The organism is Tabrizicola flagellatus, assembly GCF_046295235.1.
Taxonomy (GTDB): Bacteria; Pseudomonadota; Alphaproteobacteria; order Rhodobacterales; family Rhodobacteraceae; genus Tabrizicola; species Tabrizicola flagellata_A.
In genome coordinates this window covers 33,291-54,241 of sequence record NZ_JBKBLV010000028.1, presented here as the reverse complement: position 1 = coordinate 54,241, position 20,951 = coordinate 33,291, and the positions used below count along the sequence as shown (strand labels likewise).

The window sequence follows — 20,951 nt, the reverse complement described above, 5'->3', positions numbered from 1 at the left end:
CCGGTCAGCATCTCGCTGCGGCCGAGCTTCAGCACCTCGCCCAGACCCACCTCGCGCGCAACATCGGCGCAGGTCTCCTTGCGCACCAGCGCATTGAAGCGCGGGGCAAGCTGCCCCTCTCGCGCCTCGGGGTCGGCGGCCAGCAGCGCCTCGGCCATGACGAGGCCCAGCACCCGGTCGCCCAGGAACTCAAGCCGCTGGTTGTCGGGCCGGGTGGCGCTGCCGATCGAGGCGTGCGTCACCGCGCGCACCAGAAGCTCGGGCTTGCGGAACTGATGCCCCAACCGGGCCTGGAAGGCCAGGAGGTCGGCCGAAAGCCTCACTCGATCGCCCTCACTCGATCGCCTTGAAGAAGCGGTCGCCCCGCCAGGTCCAGACATAGAACAAGCTGCGCCCGGCCGAGGAGAATATGATCCGGTCCGCCCGGCCGATCAGGTATTTCGCCGGAAGGTAGCCGACCCCGCCCACCGATTGCGAGAACCGGCTGTCGGTGGAATTGTCGCGGTTGTCGCCCATCACGAAGTAATGACCCGGCGGAACGGTGAACACGTCCGTGTTGTCGCCCGGGCCGTTGGCGTCGATGTTCAACACATGGTGCTTGCGGCCCTCTGGCAGGGTCTCGATGAAGCGGGACTTCTTGCACATGCCGCCCTCGCCCACCGCGCCGTTCTCGCAACGCGGGCGGTTGCGCATCGGGCCCTGCGGCTCGTACACCTCTTCGAACACGCCGTCCGGTGTCTGCGGTGCCTCGACCCCGTTGATGTAGAGGATCCCCTCCTTCATCTGGATCTTGTCGCCCGGCAGGCCGATCAGCCGCTTGATGTAGTCGGTGCCCGCCGTCGGGTGCCGGAACACCACCACGTCGCCGCGCTGCGGTTCGGAGCCGAGGAAGCGGTCCTCGAAGGGGCAGAGGCTGATCGTGGTGAAGGGGATCTCGCAGGAATAGCGCGAATAGCCGTAGGCCATCTTGTTGACGAACAGGAAGTCGCCGATCAACAGAGTGTCCTTCATCGACTCGGATGGGATCCAGAACGGCTGGAAGAACACCGACCGGAACCCGATCGCGATGACCAGGGCCCAGAACACCGTCTTGATGGTCTCGACGATGCCGCCATCGCCCTTGTCCCTGCTCGCCATTGCCTGTCCTGCCTCATGCGCTTTGCCGCTTCTTGCGCGCAAGCGCGGGGCGAAGTCAAGGCAAGCGCGCCCGGCGGGGAATGGCGCTGTCGGGGACGTGAAGCTCGGCGCGGAAATCCGGGCCGCGCACCGGGGCGGTCACGGTCAGGGTCCAGACCCGATCGACCGGGGGCACATTGGTCAGGATCGTCTGCCTTGCGCCGGGCGGCGCGGGCGCGACCCGGGCGGCCTTCGCACGGCGCCGGCCCTCCGGCACCGGATCGGGACCTACCCGGCGCGGCACATCGAAGCGGAAGGCCAGGCCCTGCTGCGCGTCCGAGGCGGCGGGCAGTTCGATCTCGTGGCTCCAGACCGGAAACGAGCGCAGGCGCGGGCCGTCCTCGTTGTCCTCGAACATGTGCACGTCATGGCAGGTCAGCAGCAACCGGAAGGGGCCGGTCGCGGCGACGGGTCGGGCGCTGCGCAGCCGACCGGACAGCGGGCTTCCGGGGCGCAGATGGCCTGGGCCGTCAATCTCCAGCACGACCGCCCCGAAGGCGCGCTGGCGCAGGGCGGACAACGCCGCTGCGGCCCCGTGCCACAGGCCGACCGTGGCCAGAAGCACGATCAGGAACAGCATCGGATTGAAGGCTGGATCGTTGATGTCCAGCACCCAGGGCCGCCCCCAGGCCCAGAGCGCCCCCGCCCCCGCAAGGCAACCAAGGGCGATCAGTCCCGCCCGCGCCGCCTTGCCTGCGGATGATCCGATCATGCCCCTCCTCCCCACCGGCCCGACGGCATCCCCGACGGCGTCCATGCGCGGCATGGTGCCACAGCCTTTCAGCCGCGCAAGTCCCCCTGACCGCGCAGCGGCCGGGCCTCGATCACCACGAACGCCTGCGCCCAGGGGTGGTCGTCGGTCAAGGTGACATGGATCACCGCCTCGTGGCCCTCGGGTGTCATCGCCCGCAGCCGGTCGGCCGCCCAGCCCGTGACATGCATCACCGGCTGGCCCGAGCGCAGGTTGGTCACCGCCATGTCCTTCCAGGCGATCCCCATGCGCAGGCCGGTGCCCAGCGCCTTGGAACAGGCCTCCTTCGCCGCCCAGCGTTTCGCATAGGTCGCCGCCACCGCCCGCGCCCGGCCTTCCGCCTTGCGCTGCTCGACCGCGGTGAAGACGCGGTTCTTGAACCGTTCGCCATGGCGGGCGAGCACGGCCTCGATCCGCTCGATGTTGGCCAGGTCGGTGCCGATGCCCAGGATCATCGCATCCTTCCCGCAGCCGCGACCCGCGACCTGACGCCGTCCCGCCTCAGGCGCGTTCGATGCGACGCGCAGCCCAGACCAGCCCCAGAAGCGTCGCCCCGTCCGAGATCAGCTGCAGGCCCAGAAGCAGCCCCAGCGTGACCATCGCCGCCTGCCCGAAATTCGCGAAGATCACGATGCCAAGGACAAGCGACATCGCGCCCGACAACAGGACCATCCATTTCCAGTTGCTGGCCGGCATGCCAAGACCGGCCACCAGCTTGAAGGCGCCCGACACCACGAAGAGGATCGCCAGCAGGTAGGTCAGGCTGATCACCCCGGCCAGGGGATGCACCAGCAGGCTGATCCCGGCAAGGGCCGCCAGAACGGCCAGAAGCAGCGACCACAGACGATGGCTCCAATCCGTCTCGGCAACGACAGCGACCGCCTGGACGATCCCGAACAGCAAAAACATCCAGCCGGTAAGGATCGTCACCGCGATCGAACCGGCGACGGGATTGAGGATGGCGAAGAACCCGGCGACCACCGTGACGATCCCCAGGACGACAAGCAAGGTTCTGTTCTTCATGCGCAGCTCCCGATCCGGGCAGACAGGCGCCCGGTGCGGAAAGCCGACCATGCAATCGCAATCCGGTCAACTCGCATTTCACCTGCGCCCGGTAGGGCCCGTCGCGCATGGCTACAGACCGCGCGCCAGGTCCATCCGGCGGCGCATCTCCTCGATCGCTGGGCCGAGGCCGCGGAAGATCGCCTCGCCGATCAGGAAATGACCGATGTTCAGCTCCATCAGTTCGGGGATCGCGGCGATGGGCTCGACATTCTCGTAAGTGAGCCCGTGCCCGGCATGAACCTCCAGCCCCAGGCTTGCCGCCCGTTCCGCCCCGGCCCGCAGCGCCGCGAGCTCGCGCTCGGCCAGAGCGGTCTCGCCATCGGCCAGCAGGTCGGAATAAAGCCCCGTGTGCAACTCCACCACCGCCGCGCCGATCCGGGCCGAGGCCTCGATCTGGCGGGGATCATGGCTGATGAACATGCTGACCCGGCACCCCGCCTCGCGCAGGGGGGCGATGAAATCGGCCAGCCGGTTCTGGTCGCCGGCCACGTCGAGCCCGCCTTCGGTCGTCCGCTCCTCGCGCTTTTCCGGCACCAGGCAGACGGCATGCGGGCGGTGGCGCAGGACGATGGCCTGCATCTCGGCCGTCGCGGCACATTCGAAGTTCAGCGGGATCCCGATGCCCGCCATCAGCGCCTCGATGTCGGCGTCGCGGATGTGGCGGCGATCCTCGCGCAGATGCGCAGTGATCCCGTCCGCGCCCGCCGTTTCCGCCAGAAGTGCGGCGCGCAGCGGGTCGGGCCAGGCCGAGCCGCGCGCGTTGCGCACCGTGGCCACATGGTCGATGTTGACCCCAAGCCGCAGCTTTCCGCCGTCCCGTAGTGCCATCGTCTTTTCGCCTTTCGCAGAGTCCGTTGCCAGTCTAGGGGCTTCCGGGCGCGTCGTCATCGCCTTCGGCGTCGCCCTTCTCGCCGCGCAGCTTCAGTTTCGCCGCTGCCTCGGCCAGCTTGGCCCGCATCTTGTTGCGCCGTTCGGCGCGCTCATGCGCGGTGGCGGCACGGGCCTTCTGATAGGCTTCGACAAGCGGGATGGTGACGTAATAGGCGATGGCGCTGATGATGATTGCCGGGCCAAGCGCACCGATGAACCAGGGCAGGTAGATCTCGTTCCAGAACTGGACAAGCCCGTCCCAGCGCGCCTTTTCCGGGCCGAACAGCGACATGAAATTGAACCACAGATCGTGGCCGGCATTGTCCAGGGCATTCCAGATGTACTTGAAGTTCAGCGGCGCCTCGATCCCCAGGATCCAGTGCCCCAGCCAGACCGAAAAGACGGTGAATGGCGGGGTCGTCACCGGATTGGTGTTGAAGGTGCCCAGAAGCGCGGCCAGCACGTTGCCGCGGATCAGCCGGGCCATGCCCCAGGCCGCCAGGAACTGCATCCCCGGCAGCGGCAGGAAGCCGATGAAGAAGCCGGCAAAGACCCCGCGCGCCACCCGGTGCGGCTGGTCAGGCAGCCGCCGCATCCGGTAGACGACATAGCGGGTCGCCCGTTTGAAGCCGGACCGCGGATAGACCTGCTCGCGCAGCCATTCGCCCCAAGTCAACGGATCCCTGCGCTTGAAAACCAACTTCGTGCCTCTTGCCCCCGACTGCGCCCGTTGTGCTGGCCTAGGGCCGCCGTGTCAAATCCCGATGACGAGAGATCTGGGCCACGTCGGTTTCGGCTTCCAGCGCCGTCATCACCATGTGCAGGTGCTCTACATCGCGCAGGTCCACGTCAACAATGAGGCGATAGAAGTCCGGTTTTCTGTCGGTGAAGCGCAGGTCGGAGATGTTGGCCTTCTGCTCGCCGATCAGGGTGCAGATGCGGCCCAGGACTCCCGCATCGTTCGAGATCGTGAGGTCCAGGCTCACCGTGAACACCGGCTTGTGCCGGCCCGAATGCCAGTGCAGGTCCACCCAGCGCGAGGTCTGGTCCTCGAACTCTTCCAGCGCGGGGCAGTCGATGGCATGGACCACCACGCCCTGCCCCCGGTAGGTGATGCCGACGATGCGTTCCCCCGGCACCGGCTGGCAGCACTGGGCGCGGCGGAACTCCTGGTCGGCGGTCAGCCCGGCCACCGGGCGACCCGAGTCCACTTCCTCGGCCACCGCCTGCGCCAGTTCGGGATAAAGCGTCTCGACCACCCGCCGCGCCGGCAGTTCGGCGCTGCCCAGCCGGGCCAGCAGGTCGTTCTCGTCCGCCAGCCCCAGCATCTTGGCCGCCGTCCGCAGCGCCTTGTCGGTGGCCTTCTTGCCCACATGCTCGAAGGCCGCCCGGGCCAGTTCCTGCCCCAGCTTGACGAACCGCCCCCGGTCCTCCTCGCGCAAGCTGCGCCGGATCGCCGCCTTGGCGCGGCCCGTGGTAACGATGTCGATCCAGCTGGCCTGCGGCCGCTGGCCTTCCGCCGTGATGATCTCGACCGACTGGCCGTTCTTCAGCCGGGTCCACAGGGGCACCCGGATGCCGTCGATCTTGGCCGAGACGCAGGAATTGCCGATCCGGGTGTGGATCGCATAGGCGAAGTCCAGCGGCGTCGCCCCGCGCGGCAGCTGCACCACGTCGCCCTTGGGCGTGAAGCAGAAGACCTGGTCGGAATACATCTCGAGCTTGACGTGCTCCAGGAACTCGTCGGTGTCGCCCTCGTCCAGCCGTTCCGTGAGGCTCGCGATCCATTTCGCCGGGTCCACCGCGAAGGGGTTCACCGCCCGCACGCCCTCGCGGTAGGACCAGTGCGCCGCGACCCCGGCCTCGGCCACCTCGTGCATCTCGCGAGTGCGGATCTGCACCTCCACCCGCTTGCCGTCGCGCCCCGAGACCGTGGTGTGGATCGACCGGTAGCCGTTGTTCTTCGGCTGGCTGATGTAATCCTTGAACCGACCCGGCACCGCCCGCCAGCGCTGGTGGATGACGCCGAGGATGCGGTAGCAGTCCGCGACGCTGCTGCATATCACCCGGAAGCCGTAGATGTCGGACAGCCTGCTGAAGGCCAGGTCCTTCTCCTGCATCTTGCGCCAGATCGAGTAGGGCTTCTTCGCACGCCCGAACACGTCCGCCTCGATGCGCGCCTTTTCCAGCTCGTGCCGGATGTCGCCGCTGATCTGGTGGACAACATCCCCCGTCTCGCGCTGCAAGGTCAGGAACCGGCGCATGATCGAGTTGCGCGCCTCGGGATTCAGGACCTTGAAGGCCAGGTCCTCCAGCTCCTCGCGCATCCACTGCATGCCCATCCGGCCGGCCAGCGGCGCGAAGATCTCCATCGTTTCGCGCGCCTTCTGGGCCTGCTTCTCGGGGCTCATCGACCGGATCGTGCGCATGTTGTGCAGCCGGTCGGCAAGCTTGACCAGGATCACCCGCAGGTCGCGGCTCATCGCCATGAACAGCTTGCGGAAGTTCTCGGCCTGCTGGCTTTTGGTCGAGGACAGCTGAAGGTTCGTCAGCTTCGTCACCCCGTCCACCAGCTCTGCCACTTCCGCGCCGAACTGCGCCGAAAGGTCGGCATAGGTGGACCGCGTGTCCTCGATCGTGTCGTGCAGAAGCGCGGTCACGATCGTCGCGTCATCCAGCCGTTGCTCGGTCAGGATCGCGGCCACGGCGACGGGATGGGTGAAATAGGGCTCGCCTGACTTGCGGAACTGGCCCTCGTGCATCTTCAGCCCATAGGCATAGGCCCGACGGATGAGGTCGGCATTGCAGCGCGGGTTGTAGTTGCGGACCAGGGCGATGAGGTCTTCGACGTCGATCATCACCGCCCCTCTGCGGGTCTCTCGTCCGTCAGAACTCGCCCTGGGCTTCCATCAGGGCGCGGAGCAGTTTTTCTTCCGACATGTCGTCGACCATCGGGCGATCCATCTCTCCACCCATCAGAAGCGCCATCTGGTCTTCTTCCGGCTCGTCCACCTCGATCTGGGTCTGGTGGCTTTCGATCAGACGCTCGCGCAGAACCTCGGCCGACAGCGCCTCCTCGGCGATCTCGCGCAGGGCGACGACCGGGTTCTTGTCGTTGTCGCGGTCCACCAGCACCGGAGAACCCGCCGCAATCTCGCGCGCCCGATGGGCGGCCAGCATCACCAGCTCGAACCGGTTCGGAACCTTGTCAACGCAATCTTCGACCGTCACGCGGGCCATGGGACACTCCAATCGGAAGCTTCGCTGGAAGTGGCCTGTTTATGCCGCCCGCGCGGGCTTGACAAGCGGCAAAACAGGCAAGTTCACGCGTGTCTGTCACAACGGTCGCACTTCCGCGCGATCGGCTTCGGGCAGGTCCGCCAGCATCTCGGCCACCGTGCGCCCGTCGCGCGGATGGCGCCAGTCGGGCGCGACATCGGCAAGCGGCACCAGGACGAAGGCCCTGTCCTGCAACCGTGGATGCGGCAGGATCAGCCGGTCCGGCGCGATACGGGCCTGCGCCTCGGGGGCAAGACCGCGCCAGGCATCCTGGGTTTCGGCGTCGGGCAGCACCGAATCGCCCAGCGTCAGAAGGTCAAGATCCAGCGTCCGCATTCCCCAGCGTGAATTGCGCTGCCGGCCGAATTGCTTCTCGATCCGGTGCAGGGCCGCCAGAATTGACGTTGGGTCAATTTCGGCGCCCACCTCAAGGACGATCGCCGCATTCACATAGTCCGGCCCCGCGCCGGGGGGAAAGCATGGCGTCGCGAAGAACCGGCTAACTGCCCGCACCGAAAGACCTTCTGCCGCAATCGCACGGATTGCACGTCTGAGCGTCTCTGCCGGAGCGTCACCTTCGAATGGCAGGTTTGCGCCGATTGCAACCAGTGCGTGCATGAATTTCACCTTCACGATGGATTATTTCCTATACTTCACTTGTCGAAAACCGGCCCGGGCTGCTATTCACAGCCTGTCAGCCGCGCGACATTGATTTTCGTCGTGCAGACTATGGGGAGCACAGCATCCGCGCGGCGACATTGAGGGGACCTTTAAATGTTTTACAAGGACGAACGGCTTGCGCTGTTCATTGATGGTTCGAACCTTTACGCGGCCGCCAAAGCCCTGGGTTTCGACATCGACTACAAGCTGTTGCGGATGGAGTTCTTGCGTCGGGGAAAGCTTCTGCGCGCCTTCTACTACACCGCACTGCTTGAAAACGACGACTACTCGCCGATCCGGCCGCTGGTGGACTGGCTCCATTACAACGGCTTCACCATGCGCACCAAGCCCGCGAAGGAATACACCGACAGCCAGGGACGGCGGAAGGTGAAGGGCAACATGGACATCGAGCTTTGCGTCGATGCCATGGAACTGGCCGCGCGGGTGGACCATGTGGTGCTGTTCTCGGGCGACGGCGACTTCAGGCCGCTGGTAGAAAGCCTGCAACGTCAGGGGGTTCGGGTCTCGGTCGTCTCGACGATCCGCAGCCAGCCGCCGATGATCGCGGACGAACTGCGCCGCCAGGCCGACAACTTCATCGAGCTGGACGAGCTGCGCGAAGTCATCGGCCGCCCGCCGCGCGAACCGCGGCCCGTGGTCGGCGAAGAGGTCGCGGTCGAGGCGAAGTGAGCCTTGCGGTGATCGCCTCGGGGTCTGGGGCCCCCGATCCGATCCACCCATGATCGCACTGTCCGGCCTGTTCGTGGCGGCATTTCTTGCCGCTACCCCGGTTCCTTTCCAGTCCGAGGTCGTATTCCTCGCGATGCAGGCCGCAGGTTGGCCCCCTGCCCTGTTGATCCTGGTCGCCTCGATCGGCAACACGCTAGGCTCCTGCGTGACCTATGGCCTTGGCCGCTGGCTCTCCGACCAGCGTGACCATCGCTGGTTCCCGCTGAAGCCCGCCCAGATGGCCCGCGCCGAAGGCTGGTGGGCCCGCTGGGGCCTCTGGCTCCTTCTCCTGTCCTGGGCGCCGTTCGGCGATGCGATCGTCGCGCTTTCCGGCGTTCTGCGGGTGCCGCTGCCGCTGTTCCTGATCCTGGTCGCCATCGCCAAGACCGGCCGCTACATCGCGCTTGGCTGGATGGGCGAGGCGGCCTTCGGCACCTAGTCGAACCGCTCGTCGATGCCCTTCGGGCACTCCTCGCCGGCGACCTCGCGACGAGAAGCCGAAGGCGCACGAGGAGCATCTTGGTCATCAGATCCTGAACTCCCACAGCCAAGCCATTGAAATCCCTAATGGCCCGAGACCAGCTCCGCGTGGACACTGGACGCCCGCGCCGCCAACCCGTAAACCTGTCCCAACCGCCCTCCCAAAGGCCGCCCGATGCCCGACCTGCCGTCCCTCACCCTCTACCTCGCCGCCCCGCGCGGCTTCTGCGCCGGGGTGGACCGCGCGATCAAGATCGTCGAGATGGCCCTGCAGAAATGGGGGGCCCCGGTCTATGTCCGGCACGAAATCGTCCACAACAGGTTCGTCGTGGATGCCCTGAAGGCGCAGGGGGCCGTCTTCGTCGAGGAACTCGACGAGGTTCCGTCCGACCGCCCCGTCGTCTTTTCCGCCCACGGCGTCCCGAAATCCGTCCCGGTCGAGGCCGCCCGCCGCAATATGATCGCGGTGGACGCCACCTGCCCGCTGGTGACGAAGGTCCACAACGAGGCCGCCCGCCACCATGAGGCCGGCATTCAGATGATCTACATCGGCCACGCAGGCCATGCCGAAACCGTCGGCACCATGGGCCAGCTTCCCCCCGGCGAGGTGCTGCTGGTCGAAACCGTCGCGGACGTGGCGAAGCTTCAGGTCCGCGACCCCGCCAAGCTCGCTTTCATCACCCAGACCACGCTGTCCGTGGACGACACCGCCGAGATCGCCGCCGCGCTCAAGGCCCGCTTCCCCCTGATCCGGCCCCCCGCGCACGACGACATCTGCTACGCCACCACCAACCGCCAGGCCGCCGTCAAGGCGGTCGCGCCGAAGATCGACGCGCTCCTTGTGATCGGCGCCCCCAACTCCTCGAACTCCCGGCGCCTGGTCGAGGTCGGCAGCGCCGCCGGCTGCCCCTATTCCATGCTGATCCAGCGTGCCTCCGACATCGACTGGCGCGCGCTGCACGGCGTCCGCGCCATCGGCCTCACCGCCGGGGCCTCTGCGCCCGAGGTGCTGGTGAACGAGGTCATCGACGCCTTCCGCGCCCGTTTCACCGTCACGGTTGACCTCGTCGAAACCGCCGTCGAGGACGTCGAATTCAAGGTTCCCCGCATCCTGAGAGAACCCGCCTGATGCTGAAGCCGCTTGCTTTCCTGATTGTCCTTGCGCTGCCGGTGCAAGCCGACGAACCGGCCCCGGTGCTGGCCGACTACTGGACCAATTCGGGCAGCCTGCCGCCCGAATACGCCTGGGAAACCAGCGTCCTGATCCGCGAGGACGGACAACTGGAACTGAAGCACTGCCGGGGCTACGAGACCGAGGGCCCCGCCTGCAAGCAGCGCAAGGCGAAGGTCCCTGCGACCGCGCTGGAGGCAATCCGCACCGCGGCGACGGACAGCGGACTGCTTGAGGAACCCGCCCGAGAGACCGATGCGCCGGTGGTCGGCGGCGGGATGACCTGGGGTCATGTCTACCTGCCCGGCGGGACGGTCGAGCTGCTTTCGCAACCCGCAGAAGCCGATGTGCAGCGGGTCGGCAAGGTTCTTGCCGCCATTGCCGCCGCCATCCCGCCGCGATTTGAGCGCTTCACCGATCCGGACTGACTGGCCTTGCGCGGCGGGGCAGGCTAGATCATCGCAATGACCGACGACACCCGCATCCCCCGCCCTGCCCTTCTGCTCGGCCTTGCCGGGCTGATCCCGTTCCTGTGGTCGGCGGCCACGCATCTGTCGCCCGCCCTTGCGGCCGCGGCCGGGAAATGGCTTTCGCCGATGTTCCTCGGCGCCTATGTCGGGCTGACCTACGGCACCGTCATACTGTCGTTCATGTCCGGCGTCCTCTGGGGGTTCGCGACCCGGGCCGAGGGCCGAGAGGCCGCCATCGCCTACACCCTCTCGGTCATCCCGGCGCTCTGGGCCTTCTTCATGGTGCCCGACGCCTCGGACACCTCGGCCATCTTCCTTGCGGCCGGCTTCGTCGGCCTCCTGCTCCTCGACGCCACGTTCCAGGCCTGGGGCCTCGCCCCGCGCTGGTGGCTGCGGCTGCGCGTCATGCTGACCGTGGTTGTCCTCGGCTGCCTCGCCATCCCGCTACAGGCCTGATGATGGCGGACCTCTTCGCCTATACCGACGGCGCCTGTTCCGGAAACCCCGGGCCCGGGGGCTGGGGCGTGCTGATGATCGCGCGCGAGAACGGCGCGGTCGTGAAGGAGCGCGAGCTTCAAGGGGGGGAAGCCATGACCACGAACAACCGCATGGAGCTTCTGGCCGCGATCTCGGCGCTCGAGGCGCTGACAAGGCCCTCCGAGGTGACCATCGTCACCGACAGCGCCTATGTGAAGAATGGCGTCACCGAATGGATCCATTGCTGGAAGGCCCGGAACTGGCGCACCGCCGGGGGAGCCCCGGTCAAGAACGTCGAGCTGTGGCAAAGGCTTGAGGCGGCTGCCGCCCGCCACAAGGTCACCTGGCGCTGGATCAAGGGCCATGCCGGCCATCCCGAGAACGAACGCGCCGATGCGCTGGCCCGTGCCGGGATGGCCCCTTTCAAGGCGCCGCAGGAGTCGCGGGCATGATGCCGGAGTTCACGCTTCAGGACGGCCTTGACTATGCCTCGGTGCTGGTCTTCGCCCTGACCGGGGCACTGGCCGCCAGCCGGTCGCAACTGGACATCGTCGGCTTCATCTTCATCGCCTGCCTGACCGCCGTCGGCGGCGGCACCTTGCGGGACGCGATCCTGAACCGCGAGGTCTTCTGGGTCGCCGATCCGACGGTGCTGGCCGTTGCCACCGCTGCCGCCGTCCTGGTCTTCTTTACCGCGCATCTTCTGGAAAGCCGATACCGCGCGCTCCTGTGGTTCGACGCCGCCGCGCTGGCCATCGCCGTTCCCGCCGGCGTTGCCGTGGCGCTGACGGAAGCTCAGAACTGGCCCATCGTCCTGGTCATGGGGATGATTACCGGCTGCATGGGCGGGCTTCTGCGCGACGTGGTCTGCAACGAGGTGCCGCTGGTCCTGAAACAGGGCGAGCTTTACGCGACCTGCGCGCTGGCTGGCTCGCTCGGCGCGGTGCTTGCGGGCCTCGCCGGTCTGGGAGAGGGCCTTGCGCTGGTGATCTGCGGTGCCATCGTCCTTGTGCTGCGTGCGGGCAGCATCGCGCTCGGCTGGCGCCTGCCGGTCTACAAGTCGCAGCCCCCCCGGCCCGGAGCACCCAAACGCTAGCACGCTTGATCCGTGAACGAACATTCGTTTAGGTTCGGGGCATGCCTCGCAAGCGCATCATTCCGGACGCCCAGGTCTTTGCCATCATCCAGCGGCTGCTCGATGACGGAGGCGACAAGGCGGTGTCATTCGGAACCGTCGCCACCGCGACCGGCCTTGCGCCGCCAACTCTTGTGCAACGCTATGGCAGTCGCGATGCCATGGTGCGTGCGGCGCGTCTGGCGTTCTGGGACGACCTCGACAGCCGGACAGGCGAGGCCATCGCCGTGACCGTCGGCAAGGGACCACAGGGCCTGTTGAAGGCGATCGGCCCGGTAAAGGCTGCGGATATTGCCGCCGATCTGCGGGACCCCGACCTGGCGCAGCGCGCGGCCAGCTGGCGCGCAACTGTCGAGGCCGCGCTTGCCGAACGGCTCGGCTCTGGCGGAAAGGCCCGGGAAAGTGCCGGGCTCCTGTTCGCCGCCTGGCAGGGGCTGGCGTTCTGGTCGGCGGCCGGCCCCTCGGACCTTCGGCTCAAGGATGCGGTCAAGCGGCTTACCTGACCCAGGTCTTCCAGGCCCAGATCAGCAGCAGCGCCCCCAGGAGGGCGCCGACGAACCCCGCCCCGATCCCAGCCAGCATCACCAGTCCGCGCAGGACCACGGTGCCGATCAGCGCCCCCAGCACGCCGAGGGCAATGGTGGACGGCGTGTCCATGTTCACCTTCAGGATGCGCGAGGCCAGAAAACCCACGGCAACCCCGACGATCAAGAGAGCAACAAGCGGCATGGCTTCCCTCCTCCCAATTCCGTGAGTATGGGGGGCGCCGGGCCCCTGCGCTACAGCCTTGACGGCAAAATCAGCCCGCGCAGCACTTCGGCCGCCGGCATCGGCCGCTTGCCCTCTCGCTGCGCCTCGGTGATCTCGACCGCGCCGTCACCGCAGGCGACCGTGAATCCGCCCAGCACCTGGCCCGGCACGCCGCGGCCCGGCGCAAGCCGCGAGCGCAAGAGCTTCACCCGCTCGCCGTTGATCTCCACCCAGGCGCCGGGAAAGGGCGACAGCCCGCGGATCAGACGGTCCACCTCGGCGGCCGGGCGGGTCCAGTCCACCCGCGCTTCGGCCTTGTCGATCTTGGCGGCATAAGTCACGCCGACCTCGGGCTGCGGCTCGGGCGCGAGGTCCGGCAAACGATCCAGCGCCTGCACGATCAGCCGTGCACCCAGCGCGCTCAGCCGGTCGTGCAGTTCGGCGGTCGTCTCCTCGGCCCCGATCGGAATGGCCTCGCGCAGCAGCACCGGCCCTGTGTCCAGCCCCGCCTGCATCTGCATGATGCAGACGCCGGTTTCACGGTCCCCCGCCATGATCGCCCGGTGGATCGGCGCTGCGCCCCGCCAGCGCGGCAACAGGCTCGCGTGGATGTTCAGGCATCCCAGCCGCGGCGCGTCCAGCACCGCCTGCGGCAGGATCAGCCCGTAGGCCACAACCACCGCCACATCCGCCCCCAGCGCCGCAAACTCGCGCTGCGCCTCTTCGCTGCGCAGCGAAACCGGATGGCGCACCGGCAGGCCCAGCGCCTCGGCGCGTGCCTGAACCGGGCTTGGCCGTTCGGCCTTGCCGCGCCCGGCGGGGCGCGGCGGCTGGCAATAGACGGCAAGGATCTCGTGCCGGGCATGCAGCGCCTCCAGCACCGGGACGCTGAACTCCGGCGTTCCCATGAAAACTATTTTCATACGCGCCGCCCCAGCTTTTCCGCCTTGGCAATCAGCATCTTGCGCTTCAGGGCCGAGAGGTGGTCGAAATACATCTTCCCCGCCAGATGGTCGATCTGGTGCTGCACGCTCGTCGCCCAGAGCCCGACGAAATCCCGTTCCTCGACCGCCCCCTGCGCGTTCAGGAACCGCACCGTCACCGCCCGGGGCCGCGCAATCACCGCCGAAACGCCGGGCAGATTGGGGCTGGCCTCATCGTGCTCGCGCAGCTGGACGCTGGCGTGCAGCACCTCGGGGTTCGCCATCCGCACCGCCTGCCCCCGCGTCTCGGAACAGTCCACCACGGCTAGCCGCAAGGGCACGCCGATCTGCACCGCCGCCAGCCCGTATCCCGGCATCGCCTCCATCGTATCGATCATGTCGGCCCAGACCCCGCGCACCTCGTCGGTGATGGCCTCGACATCCGCCGCTGGCGTCCGCAGCACCGGGTTCGGCCAGGGCAGGCAGCGCCGGACCGTCACGCCCGCGCCCGTTCCCGCTTCAGCTTTTCCATCTTGCGGGTGATCATCTGGCGCTTGAGCGGGCCGAGGTAGTCGATGAACAGCTTGCCGTCCAGATGGTCGATCTCGTGCTGCACGCAGGTCGCCCAGAGGCCGGAGAACTGCCGCTCCTGCTCGGTCCCGTCCAGCGCCAGCCAGCGCACGCGCACCTCGGCGGGCCGCTTGACCTCGGCATACTGGTCGGGGATTGACAGGCAGCCTTCCTCGTAGGTCGAAAGATCCTCGGACGACCAGACGATCTCGGGGTTCACCAGGGCCATCGGCTCCGGGTCGCCCTCCTTGATGCAGTCCATCACGATCAGGCGCCTGGTCACGCCGACCTGCGGCGCGGCAAGGCCGATGCCCGGCGCGTCATACATCGTCTCCAGCATGTCGGCGGCAAGGGCCCTGATCTCGGGCGTGATTTCCGCCACGGGGTCGCAGACCTTCTTGAGGCGCGGGTCAGGATGGATCAGGATGGGTCGGATCATGCAAGCGATCTACGAAAGCGGGCCCGCGATGGCAAGAGCAACGCAGGCCGGTGACCTTGGCAACTGCAGAAGTCTGTCTATTCTATTTGACTGTATTGCAATGGAACATTTTTCCATTCAAACATGCCATTTTGGGATGACTTCCCGCTGAAGATGGAATAATCGGATGAACATCCCAAGCAACAGGCCAAACGACATGACCTTCGACACCCCCATCTCTCGCGCCGGATCTCATTGCGTCAAATGGGACATGCTGGAACCGCTCTACGGCTTCAAGGCTGACGAGGGCCTGGCCATGTGGGTCGCGGACATGGAGTTCCGGCCGCCGCAGGTCGTCCAGGACGCATTGCAGAAGATGCTCGACCACGGGATCTACGGCTATTTCGGCGACGACCGCGCCTATCTTCAGGCGATCCGTTGGTGGATGGCCAACCGCCACGGCTGGGAGGTGCAGCCGGACTGGATCTTCACCACCCATGGCCTCGTCAACGGCACCGCGCTCTGCGTCCACAGCTACACGCAGCCCGGGGATGCGGTCGTGCTGATGACTCCAGTCTACCACGCCTTCGCCCGCGTCATCAAAGCTGCCGGGCGCGAGGTGACCGAATGTCCGCTGCCACTCAAGGACGGGCTGGCGCAGGTCGATACCGCCGACTGGGAGACGCACCTGACGGGGCGCGAGAAGATGCTGATCCTCTGCTCGCCGCACAATCCCGGCGGCCGGGTCTGGACGCCCGACGAACTGAGGCAGATCGCCGATTTCTGCGTGAAGCATGACCTGATCCTCGTCTCGGACGAGATCCACCACGACCTGGTCTATCCCGGCCAGAAACATACCGTGATGGCCCTTGCCGCGCCGCAGGTCGCCGACCGGCTGGTCATGATGACCGCCAGCACGAAAACCTTCAACATCGCCGGCGCCCATATCGGCAACGTCATCATCGCCGACCCCACCCTGCGCAAGACCTTCGCGGGAACGATCAACGCCATGGGCATCTCGCCCAATTCCTTCGGGATGCACATGGCCACCGCCGCCTACTCGCCCGAAGGCGCGGCCTGGGTCGATGCGCTGATGCGCTACCTCGACGGCAACCGCCGGCTTTTCGACGAGGGCATAGCCAGGATCCCGGGCCTGCGGTCCACGCCGCTTGAGGCCACCTATCTCGCCTGGGTCGATTTCTCGGGCACCGGCATGGCCCCGGTTGAGTTCATCGACCGGGTCGAGAAGCAGGCGAAGATCGCGACCAATCACGGATCGGCCTTCGGAACCGGAGGCGAGAATTTCCTGCGCTTCAACCTCGCCTGCCCGCGCGCCCAGGTGGTGGATGCGGTCTCGCGGCTGCAAAGGGTGTTCGCCGACCTGCAATGATCCGTTATCTGCGCCTGCTGCTCTATCTCTTCCTGCTGGTGGGCCTCGGGTTCATCGCCGCTTCGCTCTACAGCCCGCCGGTGCCGATGCCCACACCGCCGCCCCCACCGCTGACCGGGACGGTGGACCGGATCGTGATCGAGAAGGCGGCGCGGCGGATGCAGCTGATCCAGGACGGAAAGGCGGTGCGCAGCTACGCTATTGCGCTCGGCTTCGCGCCGGAAGGCGACAAGCAGCGCCAGGGTGACGGCAAGACGCCGGAGGGCGAATTCACCATCAATCGCCGCAACGCTGAAAGTGCGTTTCACCTTTCGGTCGGTCTTGACTACCCGCGCCCCGCTGATCGCGCCCGCGCGGCCAAGGGCGGCTATTCTCCGGGCGGCGACATCTTCATCCACGGCCAGCCGAATGCGCTGCCGGAAGGTTTCAAGCTGCGGGGCGACTGGACGGCAGGCTGCATCGCCCTGACCAATGCCGAAATACGCGAGGTCTGGGCCGTAACGCCGATCGGTACCAGGGTGGAAATCCGCCCATGAGGCTCGTCGATGACTTCATCACTCCTCGCCGGCCTCCCGAAGCGAAGCCGAAGGCGCACAAGGAGGCGCCGGCTCACAGCCGTGGTAGGTAACCCACCGGCGCATTCTCGTCGCGCCAGAAGTCCAACGGCGCCCGTTCCGTCACCGCAGTGGCGCGCTTGAAGTCGCAGACCAGTTCCCCATTCTCGATGCTGGAGGCGACGATCAGGCACTGGAAGGCATGACGCGATCCGTCATAGACATCCACCAGCCCGCGCAGCTTGCCGGGTGAGAAATTGGCGTCCAGCGCAAAGCCGTTGTCCCAGAACCGCAGAACCGGGAAGACCGCGTCGCCGACCTGCACCCGCAGGCGCGACCTGCGCTTCTGGTCGCGCTTGCGTGCGGCATCAAGCCCCTCACGTACTTCGATCGGCAGAAACTCAAGCATGGCAACCTCACCCTCTCCCCAGTTTCAATTCTCGGGGCCGATCCGCAGAAAATCAAGTTGCCACAAGGGTATTGCCGGAATGTAAAGCCTGTATCGCGGCCGCAGCATCGTTCCCGATCGTCCCTGGCAACCCTTGGTTGTGGCCGCCCGGTCCGGTCATGCTGCGCGGCGAAACCGCAGCGCTTCGACGGATCGGCTTGCGAATCGGTGCGAGCGGCTGAATAGCCCTGCGCATGATCCTGATCGTCGCCCTTCTCCTCGATGCCGCCTTCGGCGAGCCGCGCTGGCTCTGGGACCGCTGGCCGCATCCGGCCGTCCTCATGGGCGGCCTCGTCGGATGGTGCGACGCCCGGTTCAACCGGGGCGAAGCGCGGAAGCTCAAGGGCACGCTGGTTGCCATCGGCCTCACGCTGACCGGGCTTGCGACCGGCTGGCTGATCCATCTTATCCCCGATCACGGGCTGATCGAGGCCCTCGCCGTCGCCATCCTGATCGCGCAGAAATCGCTCGTCGAGCATGTCCGAGCCGTAGCCCGCAGCCTGCGCTGCTCGCTGGCCGAGGGCCGCCAGGCCGTCTCGATGATCGTCGGCCGCGACACCGAAGCGATGACCGGACCCGACGTCGCCCGCGCCGCCATCGAAAGCGCGGCCGAGAACCTGTCGGACGGCGTTGTCGCCCCGGTGTTCTGGTATCTGGTCCTGGGCCTGCCGGGGATCGTCGCCTACAAGCTGGTCAACACCGCCGACAGCATGATCGGCCACCTCACCCCGCGCTACCGCGACTTCGGCTGGGCCTCGGCGCGGCTGGACGATGTGCTGAACCTGCTCCCGGCGCGGCTGACGGCGCTTCTCATCGCGCTGACCCATGGCTGGGTCGATCCCGCCCCGATCCTGCGCGACGCGCCCAAGCACCGCAGCCCGAACGCCGGCTGGCCCGAGGCCGCGCTGGCCCCGGTGCTGAACGTCGCCCTGTCTGGCCCTCGCAGCTACAACGGCGTCCGCAAGGACTACCCTCATGTCTGGCCCGAGGGCCGCCGCGACCCCGGCCCCGACGACATCGACGCGGCCGCCGATGCGCTCTGGCGGGTCTGGGCCGCGCTCCTTGCGGTTGCCGTCCTGCTGGCGCTCACCTAACCTCTCGGAAATTCCGGGAGACCCCATGCGCGCCGCCCTTCTTGCCCTGATCCTCGCCAGCCCGGCGACAGCCGCCCCCTGCGGCGGCGACTTCGCCGCGTTCCTCGCCGCGATGGAGGCCGAGGCCGTCGCCGCCGGCGTCCCCGCCGACACGGCCGCCGCCTTCTTCGCCGGCGCACGGCAGGATCCGAAGGTGCTCAAGGCCGACCGGGCGCAGGGCGTGTTCCGCAAGACCTTCCTCGACTTCTCACAGTCGCTGATCTCGAAAAGCCGCCTCGCCACCGCGCGGTCGAAGGCGGACGCGCTGGACCCGATCTTCACCCGGGCGGAAACCGAATACGGCGTCTCGCGCGGGATCCTCCTCGCCTTCTGGGCCTTCGAGACCGATTTCGGCCAGGTGCAGGGCGACTTCAACACACGGAACGCCCTCCTCACCCTGGCCCATGACTGCCGGAGGCCAGAGCTTTTCCAGCCCCAGGTCATCGCCGCCGCCAAGCTGCACGCGATGAACGACTTCCCGCTCGACACCACCGGCGCCTGGGCAGGCGAGATCGGCATGGTGCAGATGCTGCCAAAGGACATCCTCGAACGCGGGGTCGATGGCGACGGGGACGGGCTGATCCTGCTCAAGACCTCCGAGGCCGACGCGATCCTGTCGGGCGCGCGGCTGCTGCAACATCACGGCTGGCGCGCGGGCGAACCCTGGCTGGCCGAGGTCAGCCTGCCGCCGGAGTTCGACTGGTCGCTGACCGGCCTCGACACCGAACTGACGACCGAGGACTGGCAGGCCCTCGGCGTCACCCCCCGCAACGGCCCGCTGGCGCCGGGTCTCTCCGCTTCGATCCTGTTGCCGCAGGGGCGCAAGGGGCCGGCCTTCCTGGCCTATCCGAACTACCGCGTGCTCTTCGAATGGAACAAGAGCTTCGTCTATGTGACGACCGCCGCCTATTTCGCCACCCGGATCGAGGGCGCGGTGCCCTATGCGGCGGGCAACCCGGACCCGGCGCTGGACCTCGACGCGATGAAGGCCTTGCAGGAACGGCTTGCCGCTCTGGGCCATGACGTGGGCCGGATCGACGGCATCCTCGGCGCCGGCACCCGGACGGCGGTGCAGAAGGAGCAGGTCCGCCTCGGCCTGCCCGCCGACGGCTGGCCCACGCGGGCGCTGCTGGACGCACTCTGATGGCCAGCTGGGCCGTCGTCTCCACCATGAAGGCGCCGGAAGAGAAGGTCCTGGCCTTCGCCGCGCATCACCTGTCGCTGGGCGCCGACCATCTCTGGCTCTATTTCGACGACCCCGACCAGCCGGTCCCCGCCCCGATGGCCCGCCATCCCCGCGTCACCGTCACCCTCTGCGACGCGGCACACTGGGCCGATGTCGGCAAGAAACGCCCGCCGCAGCACCAGAACCGGCAGACCCAGAACGCCCGCCTGACCTACCGGGCGCGGGTGACATCGGACTGGATCGTCCATATCGACGTGGACGAATTCCTGCTGGCCCCGCGCCCCATCGCCGCGATCCTCGACGACACCCCTTCCGAGACCATCGCGCTAAAACTCGAACCATTCGAGGCGATGCACGACCCGCTCCTGCCCGACGACATCTACACCTCGCGCGAATTCCGCGGTGCCCTGCGCCACGAACACTGGCCGCGCCGCCGTGCCGCGCTGGGTCCCTATCGCAAGGTGATCCGCGACGGGATGCTGTCGCATTCGGTCGGCAAGATGATGTACCGCACCCGCGTCCCCGGCCTGTTGCCGCGTCTGCATGCGGTGATGGTCGATGGCGAATTCGTCCGAACGCCCGACTGGCAGCCGGAGGTGAAACTCCTGCACTTCCATGCCCAGGACAAGGCCGCCTGGCTCGCCGCGCTGCCCTTCCGGATGACGAAGGGCGCCTACCAGTTCCGGCCCGAGTTGCAGGCCTTCCTGGCCGAGGCCCCGCCCGAGGAGATCGACCGCTTCTACCGGCGCACCCAGATCCTGCCCCTCGACCTGCGCGAGGAACTGGTGGCCGTGGGCCGGGTTCTCATCGCCGACCTCGGCCTGCGCGCCAAGGTCGAGGCCCTGCGCGAGGGCCGCCTCTGAAGCGCCTCCCCTCCCCCGCCGTGGGGAGGGGATGGGGATGGGGGGCTGCGCCCCGCGCCCGGTCCGGCCTCAGTCGGTGTTGACCAGCATCAGCGCGGCGCGGCGGAAGGTGGCCATGATCTCGGTCCGCTCAGGCCCGGCCACGCCGGTTTCGACCATGGCGCGGTCCATCACCGCCAGCCAGTCCTCGGCGTCCTGTCGGCGGATCTCCACATGGGCGTGGATCTCGCGCAGGTTCATGTGGCCGTGGCGTTCGGCGTAGTATCGCCGCCCGCCGAAGAAGCCGCAGAGGAACTCGAACTGCGCCGGCCGGACATGGCTCAGCCCGTGGCCGCGCTGGTGCATGGCCATGATTGCCGCGCCCTGCGGCAAGGTCTCGATCAGGTCGTAGAAATGGTTCACCAGAAGATGAACCTGCCGCTCTCCGCCGATCCTGTCGATCATCGGGTCCAT

At 67.3% G+C, this 20,951-nt stretch carries 29 protein-coding genes; 13 read left to right on the top strand and 16 right to left on the bottom strand.

Annotated features, from left to right (window positions below; genetic code table 11):
* The 10 genes from ACK4IU_RS13170 to folK all read right to left on the bottom strand — a co-directional run.
* A partial coding sequence (locus ACK4IU_RS13170) for a ribonuclease III family protein (protein ID WP_409735913.1) occupies positions 1 to 323 on the bottom strand: 323 nt, incomplete at its 3' end.
* Between the two features lie 10 nt (positions 324 to 333).
* Positions 334 to 1,137: a signal peptidase I gene (lepB, locus tag ACK4IU_RS13165; protein WP_409735911.1), complete on the bottom strand. Its 804-nt coding sequence runs from the start codon at positions 1,135 to 1,137 to the stop codon at positions 334 to 336.
* A 55-nt stretch (positions 1,138 to 1,192) separates the two neighbouring features.
* Complete coding sequence (locus tag ACK4IU_RS13160) at positions 1,193 to 1,888, bottom strand: hypothetical protein (protein ID WP_409735909.1); 696 nt, start codon at positions 1,886 to 1,888, stop codon at positions 1,193 to 1,195.
* Between the two features lie 68 nt (positions 1,889 to 1,956).
* On the bottom strand, positions 1,957 to 2,382 hold the full coding sequence (gene acpS, locus ACK4IU_RS13155) for a holo-ACP synthase (RefSeq protein WP_409735906.1): 426 nt from the start codon (positions 2,380 to 2,382) through the stop codon (positions 1,957 to 1,959).
* Positions 2,383 to 2,428: 46 nt separating this feature from the next.
* Positions 2,429 to 2,950, bottom strand: a complete 522-nt coding sequence (locus tag ACK4IU_RS13150) for an HdeD family acid-resistance protein (protein WP_409735902.1) — start codon at positions 2,948 to 2,950, stop codon at positions 2,429 to 2,431.
* Positions 2,951 to 3,061: 111 nt separating this feature from the next.
* Positions 3,062 to 3,820: a pyridoxine 5'-phosphate synthase gene (locus ACK4IU_RS13145; RefSeq protein ID WP_409735899.1), complete on the bottom strand. Its 759-nt coding sequence runs from the start codon at positions 3,818 to 3,820 to the stop codon at positions 3,062 to 3,064.
* A 34-nt stretch (positions 3,821 to 3,854) separates the two neighbouring features.
* Positions 3,855 to 4,562 (bottom strand): DUF2062 domain-containing protein, encoded by a 708-nt coding sequence (locus ACK4IU_RS13140; RefSeq protein WP_409735896.1) that lies wholly within the window; start codon positions 4,560 to 4,562, stop codon positions 3,855 to 3,857.
* Between the two features lie 40 nt (positions 4,563 to 4,602).
* A complete protein-coding gene (locus ACK4IU_RS13135) occupies positions 4,603 to 6,720 on the bottom strand; it encodes a RelA/SpoT family protein (protein ID WP_409735894.1) in 2,118 nt (705 codons plus the stop codon).
* 28 nt (positions 6,721 to 6,748) lie between these two features.
* Positions 6,749 to 7,102, bottom strand: a complete 354-nt coding sequence (gene rpoZ, locus ACK4IU_RS13130) for a DNA-directed RNA polymerase subunit omega (RefSeq protein WP_149588964.1) — start codon at positions 7,100 to 7,102, stop codon at positions 6,749 to 6,751.
* A 96-nt stretch (positions 7,103 to 7,198) separates the two neighbouring features.
* Positions 7,199 to 7,759, bottom strand: coding sequence for a 2-amino-4-hydroxy-6-hydroxymethyldihydropteridine diphosphokinase (folK, locus tag ACK4IU_RS13125; RefSeq protein WP_409735891.1), 561 nt, complete (start codon positions 7,757 to 7,759; stop codon positions 7,199 to 7,201).
* Between the two features lie 156 nt (positions 7,760 to 7,915).
* Between folK and ACK4IU_RS13120 the strand changes: the two genes are divergently transcribed.
* The 8 genes from ACK4IU_RS13120 (at position 7,916) to ACK4IU_RS13085 (ending at position 12,766) form a co-directional block, all read left to right on the top strand.
* Positions 7,916 to 8,491 carry an NYN domain-containing protein gene (locus tag ACK4IU_RS13120; RefSeq protein WP_409735888.1) on the top strand — a complete coding sequence of 192 codons (576 nt, stop codon included), beginning with the start codon at positions 7,916 to 7,918 and terminating at the stop codon, positions 8,489 to 8,491.
* A gap of 49 nt (positions 8,492 to 8,540) precedes the next feature.
* Entirely contained in the window at positions 8,541 to 8,969 is a 429-nt protein-coding gene (locus ACK4IU_RS13115) for a YqaA family protein (protein ID WP_409735886.1), read from the top strand.
* Positions 8,970 to 9,185: 216 nt separating this feature from the next.
* A complete protein-coding gene (gene ispH / locus ACK4IU_RS13110; protein ID WP_409735883.1) occupies positions 9,186 to 10,139 on the top strand; it encodes a 4-hydroxy-3-methylbut-2-enyl diphosphate reductase in 954 nt (317 codons plus the stop codon).
* The gene (locus tag ACK4IU_RS13105) at positions 10,139 to 10,609 is read left to right on the top strand and encodes a hypothetical protein (protein WP_409735880.1); all 471 of its coding nucleotides are present in this window, start codon (positions 10,139 to 10,141) and stop codon (positions 10,607 to 10,609) included. The genes ispH and ACK4IU_RS13105 overlap by 1 nt, the downstream gene beginning before the upstream one ends.
* 36 nt (positions 10,610 to 10,645) lie before the next feature.
* Positions 10,646 to 11,107: a DUF3429 domain-containing protein gene (locus ACK4IU_RS13100; protein ID WP_409735877.1), complete on the top strand. Its 462-nt coding sequence runs from the start codon at positions 10,646 to 10,648 to the stop codon at positions 11,105 to 11,107.
* A gap of 2 nt (positions 11,108 to 11,109) precedes the next feature.
* Positions 11,110 to 11,580 (top strand): ribonuclease HI, encoded by a 471-nt coding sequence (rnhA, locus tag ACK4IU_RS13095; RefSeq protein WP_409735917.1) that lies wholly within the window; start codon positions 11,110 to 11,112, stop codon positions 11,578 to 11,580.
* Entirely contained in the window at positions 11,577 to 12,224 is a 648-nt protein-coding gene (locus tag ACK4IU_RS13090; RefSeq protein WP_409735875.1) for a trimeric intracellular cation channel family protein, read from the top strand. Before rnhA ends, ACK4IU_RS13090 begins: the two co-directional genes overlap by 4 nt.
* Positions 12,225 to 12,265: 41 nt before the next feature.
* The gene (locus ACK4IU_RS13085) at positions 12,266 to 12,766 is read left to right on the top strand and encodes a transcriptional regulator (protein ID WP_409735873.1); all 501 of its coding nucleotides are present in this window, start codon (positions 12,266 to 12,268) and stop codon (positions 12,764 to 12,766) included.
* On the opposite strand, the gene ACK4IU_RS13080 is transcribed toward ACK4IU_RS13085, so the two are convergent.
* From ACK4IU_RS13080 to def (ACK4IU_RS13065), 4 genes are read right to left on the bottom strand one after another with little or no spacing between them, the layout of a single operon-like run.
* Positions 12,759 to 12,992, bottom strand: a complete 234-nt coding sequence (locus ACK4IU_RS13080) for a GlsB/YeaQ/YmgE family stress response membrane protein (RefSeq protein WP_409735870.1) — start codon at positions 12,990 to 12,992, stop codon at positions 12,759 to 12,761. The genes ACK4IU_RS13085 and ACK4IU_RS13080 overlap by 8 nt on opposite strands.
* A gap of 50 nt (positions 12,993 to 13,042) precedes the next feature.
* A complete protein-coding gene (gene fmt, locus ACK4IU_RS13075; protein WP_409735868.1) occupies positions 13,043 to 13,936 on the bottom strand; it encodes a methionyl-tRNA formyltransferase in 894 nt (297 codons plus the stop codon).
* On the bottom strand, positions 13,933 to 14,436 hold the full coding sequence (gene def / locus ACK4IU_RS13070) for a peptide deformylase (RefSeq protein WP_409735866.1): 504 nt from the start codon (positions 14,434 to 14,436) through the stop codon (positions 13,933 to 13,935). The genes fmt and def (ACK4IU_RS13070) overlap by 4 nt, the downstream gene beginning before the upstream one ends.
* A complete protein-coding gene (def, locus tag ACK4IU_RS13065; RefSeq protein ID WP_409735864.1) occupies positions 14,433 to 14,945 on the bottom strand; it encodes a peptide deformylase in 513 nt (170 codons plus the stop codon). Before def (ACK4IU_RS13065) ends, def (ACK4IU_RS13070) begins: the two co-directional genes overlap by 4 nt.
* Positions 14,946 to 15,141: 196 nt before the next feature.
* Between def (ACK4IU_RS13065) and ACK4IU_RS13060 the strand changes: the two genes are divergently transcribed.
* The gene (locus ACK4IU_RS13060; RefSeq protein ID WP_409735862.1) at positions 15,142 to 16,314 is read left to right on the top strand and encodes a MalY/PatB family protein; all 1,173 of its coding nucleotides are present in this window, start codon (positions 15,142 to 15,144) and stop codon (positions 16,312 to 16,314) included.
* The gene (locus tag ACK4IU_RS13055) at positions 16,311 to 16,850 is read left to right on the top strand and encodes a murein L,D-transpeptidase family protein (RefSeq protein WP_409735860.1); all 540 of its coding nucleotides are present in this window, start codon (positions 16,311 to 16,313) and stop codon (positions 16,848 to 16,850) included. Before ACK4IU_RS13060 ends, ACK4IU_RS13055 begins: the two co-directional genes overlap by 4 nt.
* Before the next feature lie 73 nt (positions 16,851 to 16,923).
* Here the strand turns inward: ACK4IU_RS13055 and ACK4IU_RS13050 are convergent, their stop codons facing one another.
* A complete protein-coding gene (locus ACK4IU_RS13050; protein WP_409735857.1) occupies positions 16,924 to 17,277 on the bottom strand; it encodes a hypothetical protein in 354 nt (117 codons plus the stop codon).
* A 233-nt stretch (positions 17,278 to 17,510) separates the two neighbouring features.
* Here ACK4IU_RS13050 and cbiB point away from each other — a divergent pair, with 233 nt between their 5' ends.
* Genes cbiB through ACK4IU_RS13035 form a run of 3 tightly spaced genes read left to right on the top strand, consistent with a single transcriptional unit; the run spans position 17,511 to position 20,498 of the window.
* Positions 17,511 to 18,410 (top strand): adenosylcobinamide-phosphate synthase CbiB, encoded by a 900-nt coding sequence (gene cbiB / locus ACK4IU_RS13045; RefSeq protein WP_409735855.1) that lies wholly within the window; start codon positions 17,511 to 17,513, stop codon positions 18,408 to 18,410.
* Positions 18,411 to 18,435: 25 nt separating this feature from the next.
* Positions 18,436 to 19,593 (top strand): lytic murein transglycosylase, encoded by a 1,158-nt coding sequence (locus tag ACK4IU_RS13040; RefSeq protein WP_409735853.1) that lies wholly within the window; start codon positions 18,436 to 18,438, stop codon positions 19,591 to 19,593.
* Positions 19,593 to 20,498, top strand: coding sequence for a glycosyltransferase family 2 protein (locus ACK4IU_RS13035; protein ID WP_409735851.1), 906 nt, complete (start codon positions 19,593 to 19,595; stop codon positions 20,496 to 20,498). The genes ACK4IU_RS13040 and ACK4IU_RS13035 overlap by 1 nt, the downstream gene beginning before the upstream one ends.
* Before the next feature lie 69 nt (positions 20,499 to 20,567).
* Here ACK4IU_RS13035 and ACK4IU_RS13030 read toward each other — a convergent pair whose 3' ends face one another.
* Positions 20,568 to 20,951 (bottom strand): group II truncated hemoglobin, encoded by a 384-nt coding sequence (locus ACK4IU_RS13030; protein ID WP_409735849.1) that lies wholly within the window; start codon positions 20,949 to 20,951, stop codon positions 20,568 to 20,570.